Origin of the sequence: Tautonia plasticadhaerens (genome assembly GCF_007752535.1) — a bacterium.
Taxonomy (GTDB): domain Bacteria; phylum Planctomycetota; class Planctomycetia; order Isosphaerales; family Isosphaeraceae; genus Tautonia; species Tautonia plasticadhaerens.
On the sequence record NZ_CP036426.1, the window covers coordinates 4,870,452 to 4,896,002 of the forward strand.

Annotated in this window: 18 protein-coding genes and 1 riboswitch; of the genes, 15 read left to right on the top strand and 3 right to left on the bottom strand. The window is 72.4% G+C overall.

Features of this window, described 5'->3' with window-relative positions; genetic code table 11:
* Window positions 1-120: 120 nt before the first annotated feature.
* The 10 genes from ElP_RS19515 to ElP_RS19560 all read left to right on the top strand — a co-directional run bounded on the left by ElP_RS19515 (window position 121) and on the right by ElP_RS19560 (window position 13,762).
* Complete coding sequence (locus ElP_RS19515; RefSeq protein WP_145272115.1) at window positions 121-1,635, top strand: succinate CoA transferase; 1,515 nt, start codon at window positions 121-123, stop codon at window positions 1,633-1,635.
* A gap of 33 nt (window positions 1,636-1,668) precedes the next feature.
* Window positions 1,669-3,819, top strand: a complete 2,151-nt coding sequence (locus ElP_RS19520; protein WP_145272117.1) for a methylmalonyl-CoA mutase family protein — start codon at window positions 1,669-1,671, stop codon at window positions 3,817-3,819.
* Window positions 3,816-6,020, top strand: a complete 2,205-nt coding sequence (gene scpA, locus ElP_RS19525; RefSeq protein WP_145272119.1) for a methylmalonyl-CoA mutase — start codon at window positions 3,816-3,818, stop codon at window positions 6,018-6,020. The genes ElP_RS19520 and scpA overlap by 4 nt, the downstream gene beginning before the upstream one ends.
* Before the next feature lie 7 nt (window positions 6,021-6,027).
* Window positions 6,028-7,086 (top strand): methylmalonyl Co-A mutase-associated GTPase MeaB, encoded by a 1,059-nt coding sequence (meaB, locus tag ElP_RS19530; protein WP_145272121.1) that lies wholly within the window; start codon window positions 6,028-6,030, stop codon window positions 7,084-7,086.
* Window positions 7,087-7,146: 60 nt separating this feature from the next.
* The gene (locus ElP_RS19535; RefSeq protein WP_145272123.1) at window positions 7,147-8,661 is read left to right on the top strand and encodes a methylmalonyl-CoA carboxytransferase subunit 5S; all 1,515 of its coding nucleotides are present in this window, start codon (window positions 7,147-7,149) and stop codon (window positions 8,659-8,661) included.
* A 42-nt stretch (window positions 8,662-8,703) separates the two neighbouring features.
* Complete coding sequence (locus ElP_RS19540; protein ID WP_231749190.1) at window positions 8,704-10,269, top strand: acyl-CoA carboxylase subunit beta; 1,566 nt, start codon at window positions 8,704-8,706, stop codon at window positions 10,267-10,269.
* A gap of 42 nt (window positions 10,270-10,311) precedes the next feature.
* Complete coding sequence (locus ElP_RS19545; RefSeq protein WP_145272125.1) at window positions 10,312-10,638, top strand: hypothetical protein; 327 nt, start codon at window positions 10,312-10,314, stop codon at window positions 10,636-10,638.
* A gap of 140 nt (window positions 10,639-10,778) precedes the next feature.
* Window positions 10,779-11,171: a biotin/lipoyl-containing protein gene (locus tag ElP_RS19550; protein WP_145272127.1), complete on the top strand. Its 393-nt coding sequence runs from the start codon at window positions 10,779-10,781 to the stop codon at window positions 11,169-11,171.
* Between the two features lie 102 nt (window positions 11,172-11,273).
* Window positions 11,274-11,693, top strand: coding sequence for a methylmalonyl-CoA epimerase (gene mce, locus ElP_RS19555; protein ID WP_145272129.1), 420 nt, complete (start codon window positions 11,274-11,276; stop codon window positions 11,691-11,693).
* Between the two features lie 230 nt (window positions 11,694-11,923).
* On the top strand, window positions 11,924-13,762 hold the full coding sequence (locus ElP_RS19560) for a DUF1559 family PulG-like putative transporter (RefSeq protein ID WP_145272131.1): 1,839 nt from the start codon (window positions 11,924-11,926) through the stop codon (window positions 13,760-13,762).
* Window positions 13,763-13,937: 175 nt separating this feature from the next.
* Here ElP_RS19560 and ElP_RS19565 read toward each other — a convergent pair whose 3' ends face one another.
* A complete protein-coding gene (locus ElP_RS19565; RefSeq protein ID WP_197446180.1) occupies window positions 13,938-14,798 on the bottom strand; it encodes a tetratricopeptide repeat protein in 861 nt (286 codons plus the stop codon).
* 333 nt (window positions 14,799-15,131) lie between these two features.
* Window positions 15,132-15,360: riboswitch (cobalamin riboswitch) on the top strand.
* Window positions 15,361-15,551: 191 nt separating this feature from the next.
* Here ElP_RS19565 and ElP_RS19570 point away from each other — a divergent pair.
* The 3 genes from ElP_RS19570 to ElP_RS19580 all read left to right on the top strand — a co-directional run bounded on the left by ElP_RS19570 (window position 15,552) and on the right by ElP_RS19580 (window position 18,446).
* Window positions 15,552-16,373, top strand: coding sequence for a DUF1559 family PulG-like putative transporter (locus ElP_RS19570; RefSeq protein ID WP_145272135.1), 822 nt, complete (start codon window positions 15,552-15,554; stop codon window positions 16,371-16,373).
* Between the two features lie 62 nt (window positions 16,374-16,435).
* Window positions 16,436-17,353 (top strand): DUF4465 domain-containing protein, encoded by a 918-nt coding sequence (locus tag ElP_RS19575; protein ID WP_145272137.1) that lies wholly within the window; start codon window positions 16,436-16,438, stop codon window positions 17,351-17,353.
* Window positions 17,354-17,600: 247 nt separating this feature from the next.
* Window positions 17,601-18,446 (top strand): PEP-CTERM sorting domain-containing protein, encoded by an 846-nt coding sequence (locus ElP_RS19580; protein ID WP_145272138.1) that lies wholly within the window; start codon window positions 17,601-17,603, stop codon window positions 18,444-18,446.
* Between the two features lie 22 nt (window positions 18,447-18,468).
* Here ElP_RS19580 and trpS read toward each other — a convergent pair whose 3' ends face one another.
* Window positions 18,469-19,440, bottom strand: a complete 972-nt coding sequence (gene trpS / locus ElP_RS19585; RefSeq protein WP_145272140.1) for a tryptophan--tRNA ligase — start codon at window positions 19,438-19,440, stop codon at window positions 18,469-18,471.
* 237 nt (window positions 19,441-19,677) lie between these two features.
* Between trpS and ElP_RS19590 the strand changes: the two genes are divergently transcribed.
* Window positions 19,678-21,126, top strand: a complete 1,449-nt coding sequence (locus tag ElP_RS19590) for a serine hydrolase (protein WP_145272142.1) — start codon at window positions 19,678-19,680, stop codon at window positions 21,124-21,126.
* A 152-nt stretch (window positions 21,127-21,278) separates the two neighbouring features.
* Complete coding sequence (locus tag ElP_RS19595) at window positions 21,279-21,725, top strand: hypothetical protein (protein WP_231749191.1); 447 nt, start codon at window positions 21,279-21,281, stop codon at window positions 21,723-21,725.
* Window positions 21,726-21,782: 57 nt separating this feature from the next.
* On the opposite strand, the gene ElP_RS19600 is transcribed toward ElP_RS19595, so the two are convergent.
* Window positions 21,783-25,409, bottom strand: coding sequence for a ComEC/Rec2 family competence protein (locus ElP_RS19600; protein ID WP_145272144.1), 3,627 nt, complete (start codon window positions 25,407-25,409; stop codon window positions 21,783-21,785).
* Window positions 25,410-25,551: the final 142 nt, after the last annotated feature.

Below are 25,551 nucleotides of genomic sequence, written 5' to 3' on the forward strand. Positions count from 1 at the left end.
GGCTCGCGCCCTCCTTCCCACTCTTCGACGACGACGCGAAGGGAGGCCGGCCGACGAGGCCGATCCGACCCCCAGACCCGCAGGACGGGCCCTCCCCCGAGAGCCGGAGTTTCCCTGGCGATGGCGACCGCACCCGACTACCCCGAACTGACCGCCGAGGAGGCGGCCGAACGGATCCCCCACGGGGCGATGCTCGCCGTCGGCGGGTTCACGCCGGCCGGGGCCCCCAAGGCGGTGCCCCGGGCCCTGGCCCGACGCGCCCGGGCCCTGCACGAGGGCGGGACGCCGTTCCAGGTCCGGGTGATCAGCGGCGCCTCGACCGGGGACGCCTGCGACGACGAGCTGGGCCTCGCCGAGGCCGTGAGCTGGCGTGCCCCCTACCTCACCTCCGCCCCGCTCCGGAGGCTGGCGAACTCGGGGAAGCTCGACTTCGTCGACATGCACCTCTCGCACGTCTCCCAGGTGGTGCTGGAGGGGTTCCTCGGCCCGATCGACGTGGCGGTGGTCGAGGCGACGGAGGTGACGCCGGACGGCAAGGTCTACCTGACGACCGGCATCGGCAACGCGCCGACGTTCCTCCAGTGCGCGGACGAGGTCATCATCGAGCTGAACGCCCGGCACGACCCCCGGCTCCGGGAGATGGCCGACATCCTCGTCCTGCCGCCCCCCCCCAATCGCAAGCCGATCCCGATCAACGACCCGCTCGACAAGATCGGCACGCCGCACGCGCTGGTCGACCCGAGGAAGGTGATCGGCGTGGTCCGTTCCGACGAGCCCGACGGCGGCCGGGGCTTCACCCCCCCCGACGAGGTCAGCCGGAGGATCGCCGGGCACGTCTCGCAATTCCTGCTCGACGAGATGGCGAAGGGGCGCATCCCCAGCGGGTTCCTGCCGCTGCAGAGCGGCGTGGGGAACGTCTGCAACGCGGTAATCGCCGGGCTGGCCGAGAGCCCCGATTTCCCCAAGTTCAAGGTCTACACCGAGGTCCTCCAGGACGCGATGCTCGACCTGATCGCCGCCGGGAGCGTGACCGGGGCGAGCACCTGCTCGCTGACCCTCTCCGACGAGAAGCTGGGCTGGTTGTACGAGCACTTCGACGACTTCGCCGACAAGATCGTGCTCCGCCCGCAGGAGATCTCCAACAACCCGGGGATCGCCCGACGGCTGGGGGTGATCGCCACCAACACGGCGATCGAGGTCGACATCTACGGCCACGCCAACAGCACCCACTTCTTCGGCACCCAGGTCATGAACGGCCTGGGGGGCAGCGGCGACTTCGAGCGCAACGCCTATCTCTCCATCTTCATGTGCCCGTCGGTCGCCAAGGGGGGGAAGGTCTCGACGATCGTGCCGATGTGCTCGCACGTCGACCATAGCGAGCACTCGGTCCAGGTCATCGTCACCGAGCAGGGCCTGGCCGACCTCCGCGGCCTGGCCCCGGTGCCCCGGGCGAGGAGGATCATCGAGTCGTGTGCCCACCCGGCCTATCGGGACTACCTGATGCACTACCTCGAATCGAGCCCGCCGGGGCACATCCGCCACGACCTGAGGCGCTGCTTCGAGCTGCACTCGAACTTCATCGAGCGGGGCGCCATGCTGCCGGAGCTCGATCCCTCCCGGTTCGGCTCGCGTTGACGGGCCCCCAGGGGCCCGGGGAGTTCGTTCCCGATGATTGCGAAGGATCTGGACATCGCCGCCGACTTCCCGCCCGTCTCATATGAGCAGTGGCGGGAGAACGCCGAGGCGGAACTCAAGGGGGCGCCGTTCGAGAAGAAGCTCGTCGGCCGGACCTTCGAGGGCATCGACATCCAGCCGCTCTACGGGGCGCAGCACTGGAGGTCGGCCGGGGACGCCTCGGGTTTCCCCGGCCTCTCCCCGCTGACCCGGGGGGACCGGGTGCTGGGCAACGCCGCCGCCGGCTGGGACATCCGCCAGGAGCACCTGCACCCCGACCCGGCCGAGGCCAACCGGGCGATCCTCGACGACCTGGAGCACGGCGTCTCCTCGATCCAGCTCCGACTGGATGCCGCCGCCTGCTCCGGCCTGGACGCCGACGACCGGGACGCCGTCAGCCTCGCCGGCCAGGACGGCGTGATGGCCTACTCGGTCGGTGACCTCGACCGGGTGCTCGACGGGGTCCGCCTGGACATCGCCCCCGTCTCCATCGACTGCGGCGGCTCGTTCCTGCCCGGCGCGGCCCTGCTGGCGGCCCTGCTGGAGGCGAGGGGCGTGGAGCCGTCGGGCGTCCGGTGCGCCTTCAACGCCGACCCGATCGGCGCCCTGATGCGGGATGGCCGGCTGAACGTCCCGCTGGACGAGGCGATGGCCGAGCTGGCCGACCTGGCCTGCTGGACCGCCGATCGGTACCCGGAGGCGACGTCGGTGGAGGTGGGGACCGGGGCGTATCACCACGCCGGGGCGTCGAGCACGCAGGACCTGGCCTTCGCGGTCGCCACGGGGCTGGAATACCTGAGGGCGATGACCGCCGCCGGGCTGGACGTGAACGCGGCCGCCCGGCAAATCGCCTTCGGCGTGAGCCTGGGCACGCAGTTCTTCCGGGCGATCGCCAAGCTCCGGGCCCTCCGGCTGATGTGGTCGAAGGTGGTGCTCGAATGCGGGGGGGACCCCGACGCCGGCCGGACGATGCGGCTGAGGGCCCGGACGAGCCGCCGGGTGCTGACCGGGGTCGACCCCTGGGTCAACCTGCTCCGCAACACGGTCTGCTGCTTCGCCGGCGCGGTGGGGGGGGCCGACTCGATCACGACCGCCCCGATGGACGCGGCCCTCGGCCTGAGCGACCACTTCGCGCGGCACCTGGCCCGGAACACGCAGATCATCCTCCAGGAGGAGTCGCATCTGAATCGGGTGATCGACCCGGCCGGCGGGTCCTGGTTCCTCGAGACGCTGACCGGGCAGCTCGCCGAGAGGTCCTGGGAGATCCTCCGCCAGGTGGAGGAGCGGGGCGGCATGATCCCCGCGGCCACCGGGGGGTGGGTCGGCGACCAGGTCGAGGAGGTCGAGGCCGCCCGGGAGGAGGCCATCGCCACGCGCAAGCTCGTGGTCACGGGGGTGACCGAGCATCCCGACGTCCGGGAGGAGCGGCTCGTCCGCGAGCGGCCGGATTACGCCCGGCTGCGGGCCGAGGCGTCGACCCGGCTCGTCTCCTGGAGGCGCGACCACAAGGGGGGGGAGGCATTCAGGGCGCTGGCCGAATCGGCCGTCGATGCCGACCGGTCTCCCGGCTCGCTGACGGCCGCCGCCATCCGGGCCGCGAGGGGGGGGGCGACGATCGGCCAGATGGCCTCGGCGCTGGCCTCGGCCTCGGGGGGGCGGGAGCCGGCCCGGGTCGCCCCGCTGGCCGTGCATCCGTATGCCGCGGCCTTCGAGGAGCTGCGGGCCGCCGCCGACATCCAGGCCCAGGAGGTTGGCCGCCGCCCGAGGGTCTTCCTGGCGAACCTGGGCATCCCGGCCGAGTTCATCGCCCGGTCGACCTACGCGGCGAACTTCTTCCAGGCGGGCGGGTTCGAGGAGGTCAACAACGACGGATTCCCCGACCCCCGGGCCGCCGCCGAGGCCTTCGCACGCAGCGGGGCGGCGATCGCGGTCATCTGCTCGACCGATGCGCGGTACCAGGAGCAGGCGGAGCCGCTGGCGAGGGAGCTCAAGGCGTCCGGCGCCCGGACGGTCGTGCTGGCCGGCAACCCGGGGGCCAACGAGGCGCGATACCGGGCGGCGGGGGTCGATCGATTCATCTTCATCCGATGCGACGTCCTGGGCACCCTCCGGGACCTGCTCCGCGAGGAAGGGGCGCTGCGATGAGTGCCATCCCGAACTTCAAGGACGTGGGCTGGGACGGCGGGCCGAGGCCCTCGGCCGACCTCGCACGGTGGCGGGCCGCCGCGGAGGCCGAGGCGGGCCGTCCGGTCGACCGGCTCGCCCGGCCGACCCCGGAGCAGATCCCCGTCCGGCCGCTCTACACCGCCGCCGACCTCGACGGGCTGGCCCACCTGGACACGATGCCCGGCATGCCGCCGTTCGTCCGGGGGCCGTACACGACGATGTACGTCGTCCGCCCCTGGACCGTCCGCCAGTATGCCGGGTTCTCGACGGCCGAGGAGTCGAACGCCTTCTACCGCCGCAACCTCGCCGCCGGGCAGAAGGGCCTCTCCGTCGCCTTCGACCTGCCCACGCACCGCGGCTACGACTCGGACAACCCCCGGGTCACGGCCGACGTGGGCATGGCCGGGGTGGCGATCGATAGCATCCTCGACATGAAGATCCTCTTCGACGGGATCGCGCTGGGGGACATCAGCGTTTCCATGACCATGAACGGCGCCGTGCTGCCGGTGATGGCGCTCTACATCGTGGCCGCCGAGGAGCAGGGCGTCGGGCAGGAGCAGCTCGCCGGGACGATCCAGAACGACATCCTCAAGGAGTTCATGGTCCGCAACACGTACATCTACCCGCCCGGGCCGAGCATGCGGGTGATCTCCGACATCTTCCGCTACACCTCGGCGCACATGCCGAAGTTCAACAGCATCAGCATCAGCGGCTACCACATGCAGGAGGCCGGGGCGACGGCCGACCTGGAGCTGGGCTACACGATGGCCGACGGGCTGGAGTACCTCCGCTCCGGAATCCGGGCCGGCCTGAGCATCGACGATTTCGCCCCTCGCCTGTCGTTCTTCTGGGCGATCGGCAAGGACATCTTCATGGAGATCGCCAAGCTCCGCGCGGCCCGGCTGATCTGGGCGAAGATCGTCAAGGGGTTCGACCCGAAGAATCCCAAGAGCATGTCCCTGCGGACCCATAGCCAGACCAGCGGCTGGAGCCTGACGGCCCAGGACGTGTACAACAACGTGATCCGGACCTGCATCGAGGCCATGGGGGCGACCCAGGGCCACACGCAGAGCCTGCACACCAATTCGCTGGACGAGGCGTTGGCGCTCCCCACCGACTTCTCGGCCCGGATCGCCCGGAACACGCAATTGTTCCTCCAGGAGGAGACGGATACGGACTTCGTCGTCGACCCCTGGGGCGGCAGCTACTTCATCGAACGCCTCACCCACGAGCTGGCCCACCGGGCGTGGTCGCACCTGTACGAGGTGGAGCAGCTCGGCGGCATGGCGAAGGCGCTGGAGGCCGGGATCCCCAAGATGCGGATCGAGGAGGCCGCGGCCCGGACCCAGGCCGACATCGACTCCGGGGTGCAGACGATCGTCGGCGTGAACAAGTATGTGCTCGAACGAGAGGATCCGGTCAAGGTCCTCAAGGTCGACAACAAGGCCGTCCGGGAGGCGCAGGTCCGCCGCCTGGCCGAGTTGAGGGCGAATCGGGACCAGGCCGCCGTCGATGCCGCGCTCGGTCGGCTGACCGAGGCCGCCCGCTCCGGCGGGGGGAACCTGCTGGAGCTGGCGATCACCGCGGCCCGGGCCCGGGCCACCGTGGGGGAGATCAGCCTGGCGTTGGAAGCCGTTTACGGCCGGCACGAGGCGGAGACGGTGGAGATCGCCGGGGTCTATGCCCGGCAGTTCGGGGAGCGGAGCGGGGCGATCGCCTCGGTGCAGCGGAGGGTCGAGCGGTTCCTGGACCGTGAGGGCCGACGCCCCCGGATCCTCATCGCCAAGCTCGGCCAGGACGGGCACGACCGGGGGCAGCAGGTGGTGGCTACGGCCTTCGCCGACTTCGGCTTCGACGTGGACGTGGGGTCGCTGTTCCAGACCCCCGAGGAGGCCGCCCGGGAGGCGATCGACAACGACGTTCACGTCGTCGGGGTCTCCTCGCTGGCGGCCGGGCACCTGACCCTGGTCCCGGCGATCCGCAAGGTGCTGGACGACCAGGGGAGGGAGGATATCCTCGTGGTGGTCGGCGGCGTGATCCCGCCGCAGGATTACGAGGAACTGTTCGAGTCGGGCGCCGTGGCCGTGTTCGGCCCCGGCACGGTCATCACCGACGCCGCGCTGAAACTCCTGGAGTTGCTCGATCCCGAGGGCCGCGAGGAGCCGGTCGGTGCCGCCTGAGGGAACCATGTCCAACCCAAGCGGGCCGCCGATCCCGCCGCAGAGGCGACGGCTCTCCCCGGATCAGTACGTCGAGGGCGTCCTGTCCCGGTCTCGGGGCGTGCTCGGCCGGGTCATCACGCTGTTCGAGTCGCGTCGGCCCGACGACCGGGCGCTCGCCCGGCTCGTGCTCGACACGCTGGTGCCCCACTCCGGCCGGTCGATCCGGCTGGGGATTACCGGCGTCCCGGGGGCGGGCAAGAGCACGCTGATCGAAGCGCTCGGGCTGAGGCTGCTGGCGGAGGGGCATCGCGTGGCCGTCCTGGCGATCGACCCGTCGAGCCGGGTGACAGGCGGGAGCATCCTCGGCGACAAGACCCGGATGGCCCGCCTGAGTGTGGAGGATGACGCCTTCATCCGCCCCTCGCCCACCGGGACGGCCCTCGGCGGCGTCGCCGGCCACACCCGGGAGGCGATGCTCGCGTGCGAGGCGGCGGGCTACGACGTTGTGATCGTCGAGACGGTGGGCGTCGGCCAGTCGGAGACGGCGGTGGCGGACATGGTCGACACCTTCCTCGCCGTCCTGATCGCCGGGGCCGGGGACGAACTCCAGGGCATCAAGCGGGGGCTGGTCGAGATGATCGACGTGCTCGCCATCAACAAGGCCGACGGCGAGAACCGCCCCCAGGTCGACCGCGCCGTCTCCCAGTACCGCAACGCGATCCGCCTGATGCACCCTCCCGAGAGCCCCTGGATCCCTCCCGTCCTGCCGTGCAGCGCCCGGGAAGGCACCGGCCTCGGGGAGATCTGGGCGCAGGTGCTCGCCCACCGGGCGGCGATGGAGCGGGCGGGGTTGCTCGCCGAGCGTCGGCGATCGCAGGCGGTCCGGTGGATGTGGGATCTGGTGGAGGAGCAGGTCCGGCGTATGCTGAGGGACGCCCCGGGCACAGGCGACCTCGCCGCCCGGCTCGAATCGGAGGTCCGGGGCGGCCGGATCTCCGCCTCGTCCGCCGCCGATCGGATCGCCTCGGCCCTCGGCCTGACGGCCCCACCGGGGGCCGGGCCGGACGGGCCGGGCCCCCCTTGAAATCGAACCGAAACCTCATTTCGACGATCCGACGATCTTCAACGGATGGAGTCCGAATCCATGGCACGCACGGTCGAGGTCACGGAGCTCGCCCTCCGGGACGGTCACCAGAGCCTGCTGGCGACCCGGATGGCGCTGGAGGACATGGTCCCCGCCTGCGAGGACATCGACCAGGCCGGCTACTGGAGCGTCGAGTGCTGGGGGGGGGCGACCTACGACTCCTGCATCCGGTTCCTCAACGAGGACCCCTGGGAACGGTTGCGGACCTTCCGCAAGCTGATGCCGAATTCCCGGTTGCAGATGCTCCTGCGCGGGCAGAATTTGCTGGGATACCGGCACTACGAGGACTCGGTGGTCGACCGCTTCGTTGAGAAGTCGGCCGAGAACGGCATGGACGTCTTCCGGGTCTTCGACGCCCTGAACGACATCCGGAACCTCCGCCGCGCCATGGAGGCGGTCCGGCGGACCGGCAAGCACGCCGAGGGGACGATCTGCTACACGACCTCCCCCCTGCACACGGTCGGCAAGTTCGTCGAGATGGCGAAGCGGCTCCAGGACCTCGGATGCGACTCCATCTGCATCAAGGACATGGCCGCCCTGCTCCGCCCGCAGCCGGCGTACGACATCGTGAAGGGCATCAAGGAGTCGTGCGGCCAGGAAACTACGGTCCATGTCCACGTCCACTCGACGACCGGCGTCACGCTCGTCAGCCTGATGAAGGCGATCGAGGCGGGCGCGGACATCGTCGACACGTCGATCTCGTCCCTCAGCCTCGGCCCGGGGCACAACCCGACCGAGGCGCTGGTCGAGATGCTGGAGGGCACCGGGTACACCACCCGGCTCGACAAGGATCGACTGCTGAAGATCAAGGACCACTTCGCCCGGATCCGGCCGAGGTACGCCGAATTCGAGTCGAAGTTCGTGGGGGTGGAGACGGAGATCTTCGACAGCCAGATCCCCGGCGGGATGATCTCCAACATGGAGAGCCAGCTCCGGCAGCAGGGGGCCGGCGACCGGGTGAAGGAGGTGCTCGCCGAGGTCCCGAAGGTCCGCCAGGTGGCCGGATTCCCCCCCCTGGTCACGCCGTCGAGCCAGATCGTCGGCACGCAGGCGGTCTTCAACGTGTTGATGGGGCCCTACAAGGTGCTCACCGGCGAGTTCGCCGACCTGATGCTCGGGTACTACGGCGAGACGATCGGCGACCGGGACCCGGAGGTCACCCGGCTCGCCGCCGAGCACAACAAGAAGGACCCGACCACCGACCGCCCCGCCGACCACCTGAAGCCCGAGTGGGACGGCCTGAAGGCCAGGGCCACGGCCCTCGACGGCTGCGACGGGACCGATGAGGACGTGTTGACCTACGCGATGTTCCCCCAGGTGGCCCCCAAGTTCTTCGCGGGGCGGTCCTCGGGGCCGAAGAACCCGGGCAAGGACCCGGTCTCGGCCGCCGCCAGCGCCGCCGCCGCCAGCCCGGCCGCCCGGGCCATCGACTCCAAGGGCCCCGTCACCGGACCCATCACCTACACGGTCCGGATCGGCGACACGTCCCGCACGGTGACCGTCGAGCCCGCGTGAACCGGGCGTGCGAGCGACCGATCGAGAAAGGACGAGGCAGCGATGAGCGCCGATTCGAAGAGGCGGACGATGGACGAGCTCGTCCAGGAGCTCCGCGAGAAGAAGGACCACCTCCGCCAGGGGGGCGGCCCCGATCGCCTGGCCAAGCAGAAGGAGCAGGGCAAGCTGACCGCCCGGGAACGGGTCGAGACGCTGCTCGACCCCGGGTCGTTCGAGGAGTTCGGCCTGTTCGCGAGCCACCGGCAGTCCCACTTCGGGATGGCCGGCAAGGAGGCACCTGCCGACGGCGTCGTCACCGGCGCCGGGTCGATCGACGGCCGGCTGGTGCACCTCGCCAGCCAGGACTTCACCGTCCTGGGCGGCTCGGCCGGCGAGATCCACTCGCACAAGGTTGCCGACGTGATGGGGATGGCGCTGCAGACCGGCACCCCGTTCGTCTTCCTCAACGACTCGGGGGGCGCCCGGGTGCAGGAGGGGATCGACTCGCTCTCCGGGTACGGGCGGGTGTTCTACGCGAACGTGGAGCTGTCGGGCGCGGTGCCGCAGATCTCCCTGATCTGCGGCCCGTGCGCGGGGGGGGCGGCGTACTCGCCGGCCCTGACGGACTTCGTCATCCAGACGAAGCAGTCGCAGATGTTCATCACGGGCCCCCAGGTGATCAAGCAGGTGACCGGCGAGCAGATCACCGCCGAGGCCCTGGGCGGTGCCGACGCCCACATGACCCTCTCGGGCGTGAACCACTTCGTCGCCGAGGACGACGAGGAGGCGCTCCACCTCTGCCGCCGCCTGCTCAGCTTCCTGCCGGCGAACAACCTGGAGGATCCGCCCCGGGTCCCCTTCGACAACAACGTCGACCCGGACCCCGGGCTGCCGGGGATCGTGCCCGTCGAGCCGAAGCAGGGATACGACGTCCGGGACGTGATCGGCGCGATCGTCGACCGGGGGGACTTCCTGGAGGTCCAGGAGGGGTACGCCCGGAACATCGTCGTCGGCTTTGCCCGGATCCTGGGCCGGTCGGTGGGGGTCATCGCCAATCAGCCCTCGGTGATGTCCGGCGTGCTGGACGTGAACGCATCGACGAAGGCGAGCCGATTCATCCGCTTCTGCAACGCCTTCAACATCTCGCTGGTCACCTTCGTCGACGTGCCCGGCTTCCTGCCGGGCGTGGCCCAGGAGCACGGCGGGATCATCCGGCACGGGGCGAAGATGCTCTTCGCCTATTCGGCGGCCACGGTGCCGAAGATCCAGGTGATCCTGCGGAAGTCGTATGGCGGGGCCCACCTGGCGATGTGCTCGAAGGACCTGGGGGCCGACCGCGTCTTCGCCTGGCCGACGGCCGAGGTGGCCGTGATGGGGGCCGAGGGCGCCGTCGAGGTCGTCTTCCGCAAGGAGATGCAGGAGGCCGGGGACAAGGCCGCCCGGCGTGCCGAGCTGATCGAGCAGTACCGATCCACCTTCTCCTCGCCGTACGTCGCCGCCGGGCGTCGCCTCGTGGACGACGTCATCGAGCCGGCCGACACCCGCCGACACCTGGCGCAGGCCCTGGAATACCTCCAGGCCAAGCGCGAGGTCCGGCCGCCGAAGAAGCACGGCCTGATCCCGCTCTGATCGGCGCGAGATCGATGAACCCTGATCGGAGGATCGGATCCCATGCCCCCCGAGTCGCACGACCTGTCCCGGATCCTCGAGGCCGTCGAGGCCCTGAGGGGCGAGGTTGCCCGGCTGTCCGCCCGCGTCTCGGCGATCGAGGCCTCGGCCCCGGCCTCCCCCGCCGGGCTCGCCCCCCAGGCGGCCGACCGGGCGTCCGACGCGATCGGCCCGGAGCTGGCCTTCGCCATCTCCGCGGCGGTCGCCGCCTACCTGGGCAAGCGGGCCCACATCCGTCAGATCCGCCTGCTCGGCTCGGCGGCCTGGGCGCAGCAGGGGAGGGTCACGGTGCAGGCGTCGCACCGGCTGCAGGTCCAGCACGGATCCTGATCGAGTTCCCCGGCCGTCCCCGCGTGCGACGGACCCCGAACCGACACCGAAGGGGGCCGCCGGGCCCCCGGGTCGGCCATCCCAGACCCCACCCGACCCCGCGATCGGACCCGGCCGGCGTGGCCTTCGAGGAGCGAACGTTGAAACTCAAGATCACCGTCGACGGCAGAGTCTTCGAGGTCGATGTCGAGGTCGCCGAGCCGGAGCCGATGAGGCCCTCCTACGTCCCGCCCTCCGGCCACGCCCGGATGCCGGCCTCGCCGGCGGGCCCCCCGGCCTCCCCGGGGGCCGGGCCGGGCCCGGCACCGGTGGCGGACGAGGCCAAGGTCTGCCGGAGCCCGCTGGCCGGCGTCGTCTCCCGGGTCGAGGCCAGGCCGGGCCAGGCGATCCGGGTCAATGACGTCCTGATCGTGCTGGAGGCGATGAAGATGGAAACGGTCATCACCGCCCCGGTCGCCGGCGTCGTCTCCCGGGTCAACGCCGGGGTCGGCGACGGCGTCCAGCAGGGGCAGGTGCTCGTCGAGTTCGAATGACGGGCATCGATCCCCCCGGGGGCCGCCCGTCTCGGGCGCCCCGGGCGGCCCGAATCGAAATGGAGCCCGGCCCCCGGGCGATCACCGAACGAGGAAGGTCCCATGACACCGGTCAAGGCGCTCAACCACATCGGCATCGCGGTCCGATCGATCGAAGAACACCGCCCGTACTACGAAGGCACCCTCGGCGCCGAGTTCGAAGGGGTCGAGGAGGTGGCCGACCAGAAGGTCCGCGTCGGCTTCTTCCGCATCGGCGACGTCCGATTCGAGTTGCTGGAGCCGCTCGACCCGTCGAGCACCATCGCCGGCTTCCTCGACAAGCGGGGGGAGGGGATGCACCACGTCGCCTTCACCGTGGAGGGGATCGAGGACCGCATCGCCGAATGGAAGGCCGGCGGCCTCCGGATGATCGACGACGCGCCCCGTCCGGGGGCCCACCACATGCGGATCGCCTTCGCCCACCCCAAGAGCACCCACGGCGTGCTCACCGAGCTGTGCGAGCCGGCCGGCGGCCAACCCTGAGCGCCGCCCTCCCCGGCCCGGCCCGCCCGACCCGTCGGGCGGGTCGCGGCGTCGAACACGGATGGAACATTCATCCAATCGGAGGTCTCCGAAGGATTTCATTTGCAGGTCGCCGCGGCCCGCCGCATGATCATCGGGCCGGGACGAGACACGTCGACGCGGGTCGGTCCGATCGTCGGCCGCCCCGCCGACCCGCCCGAGCGGCGGTGCCCCGGCCGGGGACCTTCTCCATGAGGCGTGCAGTGCGGCGGGGAGGAGCCCGGGCGCCGGCGGGGCGCGTCGGGTGGGCGATCGCGGTCGCGGCGGCCGGGGCCCTGCTCGGGCCGCCCGGGCCGGCCTCGGCGGAGGACCGGGTCGAGACCTCGTTCGAGGGGGCCTCGTACGACCGCTGGGTCTTCCGGCCCATGCCGGGGCCGCCGGGGTCGAAGTGGCGGGCCGAGGACGGATTGCTCGTCGGCACGGTCCGCCCCGGCCCGGTCGGCTACAACGCTTTGCGGTTCCTGGCCGACGTCCACCTCGTCGGCGACTTCGAGGTGGTCGCCACCTACGACGTGCGGTCCCTGCCGAAGCCGAAGACGTTGCCCGACTTCGAGGTCTGGGAGCAGGCTAACGTCATCGAGCTGCACCTCTCCAACGCCTCGGGGGAGGTCGGCGTCTACCACAACCACCGGCCCGACGGCCAGGGCATCGGCTTCTTCGCGCGGATCCCCGGGGGGGAGGACGGCTGGGCCCACCTGCCGACCGCGGCGACCTGGGGGCGGCTCGGCATCCGTCGGGCCGGCGAGACGTGGACCCTCTTGCATGGGGCCGAGGACGGCGAGCTCGCCTCCCTCGGGGAGGCCGTACTCGGGACCGATCCGGTCGACTACCTGGCCCTGATGGCCGTCCCCATGAACACGACCTCGGGCCTCGAAGTCGGCTTCCGCGACTGGTCGATCCGGGCCGACCGGGTCGTCCGCCTCCAGCAGCCGCCGAGGAGCCGGGCGCCGTATTACTGGGCCGCGGGGGCCCTGCTCGTGGCGATCGCCGCCGGCCTGATCGCCTGGCGGTGGCGGGCTTCCCGGGACGCCGGGCCGGCGACGAGGGCCGCCGCGACCCGACGCGGGTTCACGCTGATCGAGGTGCTCGTGGTGGTCGCCGTGATCGGCATCCTGGTCGCCCTGCTGCTGCCGGCGGTGCAGATGGCCCGGGAGTCCTCCCGCCGGGCCCAGTGCTCGAACAACCTCCGGCAGATCGGCCTGGCGCTGCACAACTACGAGGCGGCGTTGCGGGCCTACCCCTTCGGCGTCGGCGGCTGGGCGCCGGCCGGGAGGGAGCCGCGCTGGTCGGCGCACTCGCAGCTGTTGCCGTACCTTGAGCAGCCGGCGCTCTTCGACGCGCTGAACTTCGTCGGGGTGCCCTGGGCGCACGACCCGATCCCCGACAACCTCTGGAACCGGTCGATCCTCCAGGCGACCGTCTCGGGCTTCCTCTGCCCGTCCGACGCGGTCTCGCCGGCCGACACGCTGGTCTACGGGCATAGTTCCTACCGCGGCAACGCCGGGACGCAGCCGATCAACCTGCCCGGCGACTCCCCGGACGGCTCGGGGCGCAACGACGGTGCCTTCTGGTTCCAGAGCGCCATCAGGACGGCGAACGTCCGGGACGGGCTGGGCAACACGGCGATGTTCAGCGAACGCTGCCTGTTCGACCCCGGCCTGGTCGACCCGCTGGGCGACTTCTTCCTCTCGGGCGACTCGATCGAGTCATGCCGGTCGGCCGGCCCGATGACCTCGCCCCGGATGCTGGTGGCGAACCAGCGGCCGGGGGGGCGTTGGGCGGACGGCAATGCCCTCTACACGAGGTATCACCACGTCCTGCCGCCCGGCAGCCCGAGCTGCCTGCTCGGGGGGATCGAGGACTACGGCAGCCCGGTCGTCTCGACGGCGTCGAGCCGCCACCCCGGCGGGGTCAACCTGCTCACCGGAGACGGCTCGGTCCACTTCGTCAAAAGCACGATCGACCCGGAAGTCTGGAAGGCCTACGGGACCGTCGCCGGCGGCGAGGCGGTCCCGGGGCTCGGCGATTGATCCGGCGTTTCCTGGGTCGATCCCCCTCGGGTGTCCGGGGCCTCGGCCGTGACTCCCCGGTCGCCGAGGCCCCCGGCCGGTTCCTCTCGGCCGAGTCCTCGGCCACCCCGGCCCCCGGAGGTACGGCTTCCCGGTCAATGCGGCCCGGGGCGTCGCGGCCGCGGTCCGCCGCCGCTCAGCGGTGCAGCCGGTCGGAGATCGCCCGGACGGTGGGGGAGGCGGGGTCGATCGAGGCGGCGTGGGCGATGGCGTCTCGCGCCGCGTCGAGGTCGTCGGCCTGCTCGAAGGCGAGGGCCAGCATGCAGGCGAGGTCGGCGCGGCCGGGGAAGCGTTCGGAGGCGAACCGGAGGTCGTCCAGGGCACCTTCGGTGAGCTGGAGCGCCACCCGGGCCCGGCCCCGGACGGCCCTGGCGTCGGGGTCGTCGGGGGAGAGCTCGACGAGGTGGTCGAGCCGGGCGAGGGCCGACTCGGGCTGATTGCGGTCGAGCTGGATCGAGGCGACCCGCATCAGGGCCTCGGGCGTGTCGGGCTCGATCCGGAGGGCCCGGAAGTAGGAGGCGAGCGCCTCGTCGGGCCGGCCGAGCCGTTCCAGCGCCCGGGCCCGGCCGAGGTGGGCCCCGGTCTGGCCGGGGTCGATCTCGATGGCGGCGTTGAAGCGATCGATCGCCCGGTCGAGGTGGCCGCGGTCGGCCTCGATCCGGCCCAGGCCGATCAGGGAGTCGACGTCGTCGGCGTCCCTCTTCAGGGCGAGGCCGAAGGCTTCGGCGGCGTCATCGACCCGGCCGAGCTCCACGTAGATGGCCGCCATCCGGGCCGGGGCGTCGGCCGATCGGGGATCGGACTCGGAGAGCCGGGCGAGGAGGTCGAGGGCGCGGGCGAAGTCCCGGGAATCGGCGGCGGCCCGGGCCTGCCGGCTGAGTTCCCGACGCTGCTCCCAGCGTCGGGCATCGGGCCCGTCGAACGGCCTGGGGCCGAGCCCCGCGCAGCCGGCCGAGAGGGCCGCGAGCACACCAGCCAGGACGGCCCCTCGCCCCATGCCACCTCCCATCGATTCGGCTCCGGTCCGCCGTCGGCCCACGCCCGATCCGGGCCGACGGTAAATTCCCCCTTCCCGCACCATCGGCAGGGTCGTGCGCCGAGCTTGAGGATTCTTCCGGGAAAACGGCCTCGATTTCCGGGGTGGGCCGCCCCGGGCCCTGCCCGGGCCGGCCGCCCTCGCCGGATCGGGGGCCATGCGACACGGGCCCGAGGGGGAGGTCGGCGGGGGATCCCTCCCCTCCCCTCCGCGACGGGTTCGGTCCGGGGCGGGGAGGCGGAACGGCCGGACGTTTCGGTTGACGCCGGCATGGCGATGCCGTTACCATCCGCGTTCCGTCATCAGACGCGAGGTGACCGTCCCCCGAAGCCTTCGGGGGCGGTGAACAGGGAACCCGGTGCGAATCCGGGACGGCCCCGCCGCTGTGACCGGGCAGTCAACGAGCCCCTCCCCTCCTCCAGCCATTGTCGATGAGCCCAGGCGCACGGCGCGGGGGTCGCGATGAGAAGGCTTGGGGCTCGTGCCCGGGAGTCAGAAGACCTACCTCGAGTCGCTCCCGGCCCTGCTCTGCGAGGGACGAGCACGCCGGGCGGAATGCGTCGAGACCTCCGTTCGACCCCCGTTCCGAGGACCCCCCCGGTTTGCGGCCGCCGATCGCCCGGTCGGACGAATCCCCCTGCCCCGGCCCGACCCGGGGGATCGAAGGGATCCGGCCGAGGGTGCGTTCCCGTCCGCTCGCCGGGACCATCACCCATGAACCGACCGAACCCCATCCGGGGCGCCTGCGCGCGCCCATCCCGGGGCGACGGCTTCACGCTGATCGAGCTGCTGGTGGTCATCGCGATCATCGGCGTGCTCATCGCCCTGCTGCTGCCCGCCGTCCAGGCGGCCCGGGAGGCCGCCCGACGGGCCCAGTGCCTGAACAACCTCCGCCAGATGGGCCTGGCCCTGCACGGCTACCACGACACCGCCGGGCATTTCCCCCCCGGCGGCTGGCTCCGGAGGCCGGGAGAGCCGATGCGGTGGCTCGCCTGGTCGGCCCTGCTGCTGCCGAACCTGGAGCAGCCGGACCTGTTCGACGCGATGAACCTGGCCGTCGCGCACGACCACGCCGCGAACGGCACCGCCGCCCGGACGGTCCTCGACGTCTACCTCTGCCCCACCTCCCGGCGCGATGACGACCGCGTGGACGGCCGGGGGGCCTGCGACTACGGCGGCATCTACGGCGAGCGGATCACCTCGCCGAACAACCCGCCCAAGGGGCCGATGCTCTACGACCGGGCGTTCCCCGTCGCCGCGATCCGGGACGGCACCTCGCAGACGATCTTCATCGCCGAGGACTCCGCCTGGGGCGACGGCCAGTGGATCTACGCCCGCAACGTCTTCGACCAGGCGTTCGCCATCAACACGGCACCCGGCTTCGAGAACGACATCCGCTCCGACCACCCCGGCGGGGCCCTCGCCCTGCTCGGCGACGGTTCGGCCCGGTTCCTGAAGGAGACGATCGCGCTGAGGCCGCTGGCCGCCCTCTGCACCCGGGCCGGCGGCGAGGTGATCTCGGCCGACCAGTATTGAGCCCGATCTTGATCCGAACATCCCCGAGACCGAACACCCGACCCCGACGAGAACATCGACCGATGACGATCCGACCGACCGCCCCCCTGCTGCTCGCCCTGGCCCTCTCCGCCCCCGCGATGGCCGAGGGCGTGGCCGACTTCGACGACCTGACGCTCCCCGCCGACTCCTACTGGAACGGGCCCGACCCCGGCGGCATCCAGGAGCCCGACCCCTTCGGCGGCGACCTGCCGGTGACCGTCGGCGCGTTCGAGAGCGGCGGGGCCCGGTTCTCGAACCGCTACAACCCCAACTACGCCTTCGACGGCGTGACCAACTGGGGGGGCTTCGCCTACTCCAACGTGCAGGACACGACCACCAAGCAGTATTCCAACCAGTTCGCCGCCTTCGCCGGCACCGGGGCCGGGCCCGGCGCGGACAACTACGCGGTGGGCTTCGGGTACAACGACGACCTCGACCCGACCGATTCCGGGCAGTTGCTCGACCTTCCCTGGGTCGAGCTCCCCGACGGGGCCGCCCCCCTGAGCATGCTCGTCACCAACACGACCCTCACCGCGCTGACGATGCTCGAAGGGGACGATTTCGGCTTCACCGGCCCCTTCGGCGGCCCTTCCGGCACCGACCCCGACTGGTTCAGGCTGACCGTCTTCGGCACCGACGCGTCGGGGGCCGCCCTGGCCTCGTCGGTCGAGTTCTACCTGGCCGACTACCGGGGGGATGACGACTACGTGATCCGGGACTGGACCGAGGTCGACCTCTCCACCCTGGCCGGGGCGACCCGGCTGCACTTCAACCTGACGTCGTCCGACACCGACCCGATCTTCGGCATGAACACGCCGGGGTTCTTCGCGCTGGACGACCTCCGGTTCTCCGGGGTGACGGCGATCCCCGAGCCGTCGACCCTGGCGATGCTCGGCCTCGGCCTTGCGGGTGCGTCGGCGATCGCGACCCGACTCCGACTTCGTCGCCGGGCCGCCTGACGGCCGGCCGCCCCGGCGGGCCGGTGCGGCGGATTGAATTGAATCGAGCGTGACCTCCCCTGACCTCGGGGGAGGCCGCCCCGGGACGTCCTCCCGGCGACGGGACGGGCTCCCGATCGAGCGAGGGCCGGGCACGGTGCCCGGACCGAGGATCTCCGTCCGCGCGTCGGTCCCCCGCCCGCCGGATCCCGGCCGGGCCCGATCGGGGTGCGCGCGTCGACCCGACTCGACCTTCGAAGGGAATTCCATGCGCAACTTCGTGCAGATGACCGCGATCGCCGCCCTTGCCGCTGCCCTGGCCTCGGCCTCCCCGGCGGTCGCCGGGCCGTTCGACCCCCAGGCGGGCCTGCCGGGCTCGCTCGCCATCTCCCGGGACGACAGCCGGATCGTCGGCTGGGGGGCCAGCGTCGCCGAGCTGGTCCGAGGCCCCCAGGACCTGGCCGACCCCGGCGGGCCGCTCGCCTCGTTCGGCTCGGCCGCCGACGCGATCGGCGCGGCCGACGGCCGGATCGTCAGCCTCGGCGACGGCGGGAGCATCACGCTGGGCTTCGACGCCCCCATCGTCGACGGGGCCGGTGCCGACTTCGCCGTGTTCGAGAACGGCTTCGGCCTGGGAGGGGGGCTGGCCTTCCTGGAGCTCGCCTTCGTGGAGGTCAGCTCCAACGGCGTCGACTTCTTCCGGTTCGACGCCGCTTCCCTGACCCAGACGAGCACCCAGGTCGGCGGCTTCGGCGCCCTCGACGCCACCGAACTGCACAACCTGGCCGGGAAGCACGTCGGCGGCTTCGGGACGCCGTTCGACCTGGCCGAACTCGCCGGGCGCTCCCCGTTGCTCGACGTGGACGCGGTCCGTTACGTCCGGCTGGTCGACGTGGTCGGGTCGATCGACCCGGGCATCGGGAGCCTCGATTCGCTGGGGAACCTCGTCAACGACCCGTATCCCACCCCGTTCGCTTCCGGGGGCTTCGACCTGGACGCCGTCGGCGTCTTGCACGCCATCCCCGAGCCGTCGAGCCTGGCGATGGCGGCGGCCGGGCTGTCGGCGGCCGGTGTCGCCGTGGCCCGCCGTCGTCGGTCGCCACGGGCGGGCTGACCCATCCCGTCCGGGACGAAGTTCAGCCGACGCCGCAGGCGGCCCGGGCCCGGTCGAGGACCTGGCGGGCCGCCTTGCGGGCGCGGTCGGCGCCGGACGCCTTCACCTCGGCGACCCGCTCGGGGTGGGCCAGCAGCTCGGCCCGGCGCTCCCGGGCCTCGGCGAAGTGCTCGATGATGAGTTCCGCCAGCCGGGCCTTCACCGGGCCGTAGCCGAGGCCCCCTTCGAGGTACTGCCGCTTCACGGCCTCCCACTCCTCGGCGGGGGCGACGAGGCGGAAGAGCAAAAACAGGGGGAACTCGTCGAGCTTGGACGGGTCGCCGGGCTCCTCGGGGGGGCGGCTGTCGGTGACGAGCCGCTTGCACTTCTTGGTGATCGCCTTGGGGTCGTCGAACAGCTCGATGGTGTTGCCGTAGCTCTTGGACATCTTCCGGCCGTCGGTGCCGGGGACCACGGCGACCTGGGGCAGGATGTAGGGCTCGGGGAGCTTGAAGGTCTCGCCGTACGTGTTGTTGAAGCGCTCGGCGACGTCCCGGGTGATCTCCAGGTGCTGCTTCTGGTCCTGGCCGACGGGGACGAGGTCGGCGTCGTAGAGCAGGATGTCGGCCGCCTGGAGCACGGGGTAGGCGAACAGGCCGTGCTCGGAGGGAAGGCCCTGCTGGATCTTGTCCTTGTAGCTGACGCACTTCTCCAGCCACCCCATCGGCGTGACGGTCGTCAGCAGCCAGGCCAGCTCGGTCGTCTCCGGCACGTCGGACTGGACGAACAGGGTGACGTGCTCCGGGTCGATCCCCAGGCTCAGCAGCGTGACCACCACGTCGTCGGTGTAGGAGCGCAGGGTGTCGGCGTCCCGGACGCTGGTCAGGGCGTGGTAGTTGGCCACGAAGTAGAAGACCTGGGCCTCCCGCTGCAGCTCCAGGTACTGGCGGATCGCCCCGAAGTAGTTCCCCAGGTGCAGCGGGCCGGACGGCTGGATCCCGGACAGGACTCGCATCGGTGGCGTGCTCTCTCGATCGGACGGTCGGCCGGACGTCGCCGGGGTTCGTGTCCCTCGGCCGGGGCGCAACCCGACCGGGTCGGCCCGATCGGCCGACGCTCCGATTCCTACTCTAGCAACCCCTCCGCCCGATGGCCAAGGCGAGGAGGGCCGCATGGCGGCCGGGCCCGCAATATCGGACGATCGGGCCCGAATCACGGGTGGTCCCCATTCCCCCCGAAGAGGAACCGACCGATGCTCGTGCTCCCGACCGCGCTTGCCGTCCTGATCGCCCCACCGATGGTCGTCCCGGATGCCGACCCCGACGACGGGGGCGCCGGACTGGTCTCCCGGCTGGAGGAATACATGGAGGCCGCCGACGCCGTCCAGAAGTTCAACGGCTCGGTGATCGTGACCAAGGACGGCGAGCCGCTGCTGGCCAGGGGCTACGGGCTGGCGAACTTCGAGCACGAGGTCCCGAACACCCCGGGGACGAAGTTCCGGCTCGCCTCGGTCACGAAGCAGTTCACGGCGATGGCGGCGCTGATCCTGGCGGAGCGGGGGAAGCTCGGCCTTGACGACCCGATCTCCGAGCACCTGCCGGAGACGCCCGAGTCGTGGGGGGGCGTGACGATCCGGCACCTGCTGACGCACACCTCGGGCATCCCCAGCTACACGGGGCTCTCGGGGTTCTTCGAGGAGAAGAGCATCCTGCCGCTCTCCCAGGAGGAGCTGATCGGCCTGGTCCGGGACCTGCCCCTGGAGTTCGAGCCCGGCTCGGAATACCGCTACAACAACTCGGGGTACTTCCTCCTGGGCATGATCATCGAGCGGGCCTCGGGGTCGACCTACGAGTCGTTCCTCCGGGAGGAGATCTTCGAGCCCCTGGGCATGGAGGACAGCGGCTACGACCGGGCCGGGCCGATCCTCAAGGGCCGGGCCTCGGGCTACGAGCGGGTCGGCGAGTTGGTCCGCAACTCTCGGTACCTCGACATGGGCCTCCCCTTCTCGGCCGGGGCCCTGTATTCGACGGTCGAGGATCTCGCCCGGTGGGACCGCGCCCTGGCCGAGGGCAAGCTGATCTCGGGGGAGTCGTACGAGGCGATGTGGACCCCTGTGAAGGACGACTACGCCTTCGGCTGGCTCGTCCGGGAGCGCGACGGCCACCCCGAGCAGGAGCACGCCGGGGGGATCAACGGCTTCACGACGCAGGTGATCCGTTACCCCGACGACGGGGTCTTCGTGGCCGTGCTCGGCAACGTCGTCCCCGAGCCGGTCGGCGAGATCGCCCGGGACCTGGCGGCGGTCGTCCTCGGGCTGCCCTACGAGGTGCCCCGGCCCCGGGCGATCGTCGAGGTCGACCCGGCCATCTTCGACGACTACGTCGGCCGGTATCGGATCTCCCCGGAGATGGTCCTGGAGATCGTCCGGGAGGGGGATCGCCTCCTCGGCGCCCCCAGCGGGCAGGACCGGGCCGAGCTGTCCCCCACCTCCGAGACCGAGTTCTTGGTCGAGGCCGTCCGGGCCGAGGTCGAATTCCTCCGGGACGACGAGGGGAACGTGACCGGGCTGGTCCTCATCCAGGGCGGCCGGACGATGCAGGCCGACCGGCTCGACGACACCAAGGAGGAGGAGGCCACCCCGGCCGGGGACCACGACCGGGAGGCGGGCGATGGGGACGAGGAGCCGGACCAGGCCGGCTGACCGGGGACCTCGACGGGTTGCCGACCGGGCCGGCCGGGCGCCTGCCTCGTTCGGGGTGGACCGGCCCGGCCGCCCGTTTGCTAGGATGGGAGCCGGATCAGGCTCGGGCCACCATCGAGCCGGGCGCCCGGCGGCGTCCGGGGCCGGGGCCGATGAGGCCCCAGACGATGATCGGCATCTTCGACGAGCACGGCGTCCGCTTCCGGTATCCGACCGACTGGGAGGTCGAGGTCGAGGTCGACGGCCCCCGGACCACGGTCGCCGTGAATGCGCCGGACGGGGTCGCATTCGCGCTGGTCTCCCTGGACGAGGAGTGCCCCGAGCCCGCCGAGGTCGCCGGCAATGCGCTCGACGCGATGCAGGAGGAGTACCCCGACCTGGACGCCGTGCCGGTGCTGGAGACGATCGACGGCCACCGGGCGATCGGCCACGACGTCGAGTTCCTGACCCTCGACTCCACCAACGCCTGCTGCATCCGCTGCTTCCGCACCCCCCGACGCACCGTCTTCCTGCTCGGCCAGTGGTCCGACCTGGAGGGGGACGACCCGGCCTCCCGGTTCCAGCTGATTCGGGACTCGATGGAAGAGACCGACTCCTGACCCCTGAGCCCGATCGCCCGATCCGGGATGGGATGGATCGGCCGCCCCGACGGTCCCTCATTCGGGAGATCCGGGTTCAACCCGGAGAGGGCGCGACCGGCCCTCCCCGGCCCGATCGCTTCCCGGGCGCGGCGATGCGGCCCGGCCCAGGAATTCGCCGATCCGACTCGCCAGCGACGGGCCGCCGAGGTCGAAGACGTCGGCGTGGCCGGCGTCGGCGACGGTCTCGACCTCGGGGCGTCGGTCGTCGGGGAAGGCGTCGGCGAGGCGACGGGCCTCGACGATCGGCGCGATCCGGTCCTTGCCGCCCTGGAGGATGAGGGCGGGGACCGAGGCCCGGGGGGCCAGGTCCACGGGCCGGGGGCGGTCGAGCGGGACCCCCGCGATCCGGGCGGCCCGGGAGAGGACGAGCCCGGCCAGCAGGCCCGCGCCGGGGATCGGCAGGCGGGAGAGCCGGGACGCCAGGGCCCGTCGGAGGTCGGCATAGGGGGCCTCCAGGACGATCGCCCGGATCCGGTCGTCCTCCGTCGCCGCCCGCAGCGCGACGGCCGCCCCCATCGAGCGGCCCCAGGCGACGACGGCGGCGCCGGGATGGTCGACGAGCAGGGCGTCGACCCAGGACCGCAGGTCCCCGGCCTCCCGGGCGCCGAAGGTGCAGCGGTCCCCGTCGCTCCGGCCGAAGGAGCGGAGGTCGGGCACGAGCACCGACCAGCCGAGGCGGTGCAGCGCCTCGGCCCGTCCCCTCATGCTCGGGGACGCCTCCGCCATCCCATGCAAGACCAGGGCGAACCGATCGGGCGTGTCAGGCCCGCCGCCCCGGGCGTCGAGCCGCCAGCCCCGGAGCGTCAGCCCGTCCGCCGAGGTGATCGAGGCCGACCGCCAGGGCCCCGGGAACGGCTCATCCGAGGGGTTCGCCCGGCCGGGCAGGACGAGGGACCAGGCCCCGAAGTGGACCACAGCAAGGGCCAGGCAGAGCCAGACGCCGAGGGCCAGGCCGCCCACGGCCGCCAGCAGGCGGGCCGCCCCCGGGGGCGGCCGGACGCCGAGGGAAGCGGCGATGAACCGATTCCCGGGCTTCGGATCCGACGGGCCCGGCCGGCCGCCGACGGACCAGCCCGGGCCGCCCCCGGGCTCGGCCTCGCGGGGGCCGAGGCTTCGGAGCAGGACGGCCCCGCCCTCCGCGGTCCGGAGCACCGGGATCCCCCGTTCGTCGAGGCTCGCCAGGGGGTCCGTCGCCCCCGCCCGGGGGGCCCGCTGGCTGCTGACGACCAGCCCCGGGGAGGCCCAGTCGTAGAGCCAGCCCGGGTTGGACGACCGGCCGCCGTGATGAGGGGCGAGCATGGCGTCGATCGGGAAGCTCGGCCCGGCGACCAGCTCGGCGAGCCCGGCGCCTTCGAGGTCGCCGGTCAGCAGCAGGTGCCGGCCCCCGGCGGGGAGGTCGAGCACCAGGCTCCGGTCGTTGTCCGGCGCGTCGGGCAGCCAGCCCGGGGGCGGGTGCAGGGCCCCCGCGGTCAGCCCCGGGACCAGTCCGATCCGGTCGCCGGCCCTCGCCTCGACGACCGGGACGCCCCGTGCCCTGGCGTCGTCGAGCACGGCGAGCACCGCCGAGTCGTCGCCGTCGCCCTCGAACCCCTCCGGCACGACCAGCCGGCCCACCTCGAACCGTTCGAGCAGGTCGGGGACGCCGTTGTAATGGTCGGCGTCGGCGTGGGAGATGACCAGCGTCTCCAGCCGTCGGACCCCCCGGCCCCAGAGCGCCGGGGCCGCGATCCGGCGGCCGACGCCCGGGTCGCCCGACCGGCCGCAGTCGTAGAGGGCCGCCGAGCCGTCGGGCCCCTGGATCACGACCGACAGGCCGTGGCCGACGGCGAGCACCTCCACCTCGGTCGTCTCGGGCCGGTGCGGCGCGAGCGTCGCGATCGAGCCGAACGCCCCCACCAGGCCGACCCCCAGCCAGGCCGTCCTCCTCGCCGGCACCGGCCACCGGGCCGCCGAGGCCCGGCCCGCCATCGCGAGCGAGGCGTAGAAGGCGACCACCCAGCCGGTCGTCGGGGTCGGCACGAACGCATGTCCCATCGGCACCGCCTCGGCCCGGTGGACGACGCCCATCGCAAGCCCGAGGGAGGCGTCGCAGGCCCAGGCCGCCGGGGTGGCCAAGGGGGCCCAGACGGCCGAGAGCATCAGGGCCAGCCCGCCGCTACCGACGGCGACCCCGGCGACCGGGATGAGCGGGAGGTTCAGCAGGATGCCGATCGGCGCCACCACGTTGAACCTCCAGGCCACCAGCGGGGCCGTCGCCAGCGAGACGGCCGCCGAGGCCGCCAGTGCCGCCACCGGGTAGAACGCCGCCCGCCGCACGGCCCGCCGCCAGCGGGGTTCCAGCCGACGTTCCAGCTCGTCGAGCGGGTCGCCTTCCGGGTCGGGCCCGAAGAACCGGCCCTCGACCCGTCGCACCATCGTCGGAACGCCGAGGGCCAGCACCCCGACGGCCAGGAACGAGAGCTGCCAGCCGACCGAGAACAGGACGGCCGGGTTGATCGCCATCGTGATCGCCGCCGCCAGGGCGATCGTGTTCGAGGCCCTGGCCTGCCGGTCGAGGATCGTCGCCAGGCAGACGGCGGCGACCATCGTCGCCGACCGGCCGACCGACGGCGACCAGCCGACGAGGGTGGCATAGCCGATCGTCGCCGCCAGGACCAGGCGGGCCGCCCCCTTGAGCCCGAGGCCGAGCAGGATCGAGAGCAGCCCCAGCCCCCCCGCCACCGCCGAGAGGTGCAGCCCGGAGATCGCCAGCAGGTGGGCCGCGCCGGTCCGGGAGAAGGCGTCGGTCGTCTCCCCGTCGATCCCCCCCCGGTCTCCGATCAGCAGGGCCGAGGCGACCGGCGCCGTCCGGTCGCCGAGGAGATCCGAGAGCCGACGATCGCCCCAGGTCCTGGCCTTGCCGAGCCATCGCAGCAGGGGGCGGGGCCTCCCCTCGGGGTCGAGGCCGAGCCCGGCCGGGTCGTCGACCGAGAGCCGCAGGCGGACTCCTCGGGACCGGTGGAAGTCCCTCGGGTCGCGCTCGCCGGGGTTGAGCGGCCCGGCCAGCAGGGCGATCGAGCCGGCCGCCTCGACCGGGTCCCCCATCTCCAGGTCGGTCCGGTCTCCCCCGGCGGAGACGACCGCCCGGCCCGAGGCGGGATGCCAGGACCGGCCGTCGCTGGCCGCGGTCAGTTGCAGCTCGAACCGGGTGTAGCCCTCGTCCCCGGGCCGGTCCGCGACGCCTGCCTCCCGGTACTCGGGCACGGTCCGGAGGAACCCCCGCACCCAGCCCAGCCTCGCCTCGGTCGAGACGACCCGGGAGAGGTCGTCGGGCGCCAGGTCCGACCACCGGGCGTGGTGCCGGCCGCCGCCGAAGGCGGCGATCGCCAGGAGCAGCGCCGGGTAGACGACCCGGGGCCTCCGCAACGTCGCCAGCGCGACCGCCGAGCAGGCCAGCGCGAGGATCGCCCAGGTCGCGGTCCCGCAGGGCTCGACCCGACGGTCGGCGAGGATCCCGGCCGCCATCGCGATCGCCACCGGCACCATCGGCCGCACCTTGCCCGGCCGGGCCCTCCATCCCGCTCGGAAGGGCCGGCCCGGGTCATCCCGGGGCGGGGGAAGGTCGGGCGAGGTGCCGTCGGTCGTCGGGCTCGGCGGGGTCACGGGGTCGATGTTCCGGGAGGGGGCGTCGTTGCCGTCTCCCCGCCCACTCGACTTCGGGTGGGCGGGCGGGATGGGCCGAGGGCGCGGTGCGTCCGACCGATGCGAGCCGCGTGACCCCGGCCCGCCCCTGACGTGTCAGAGG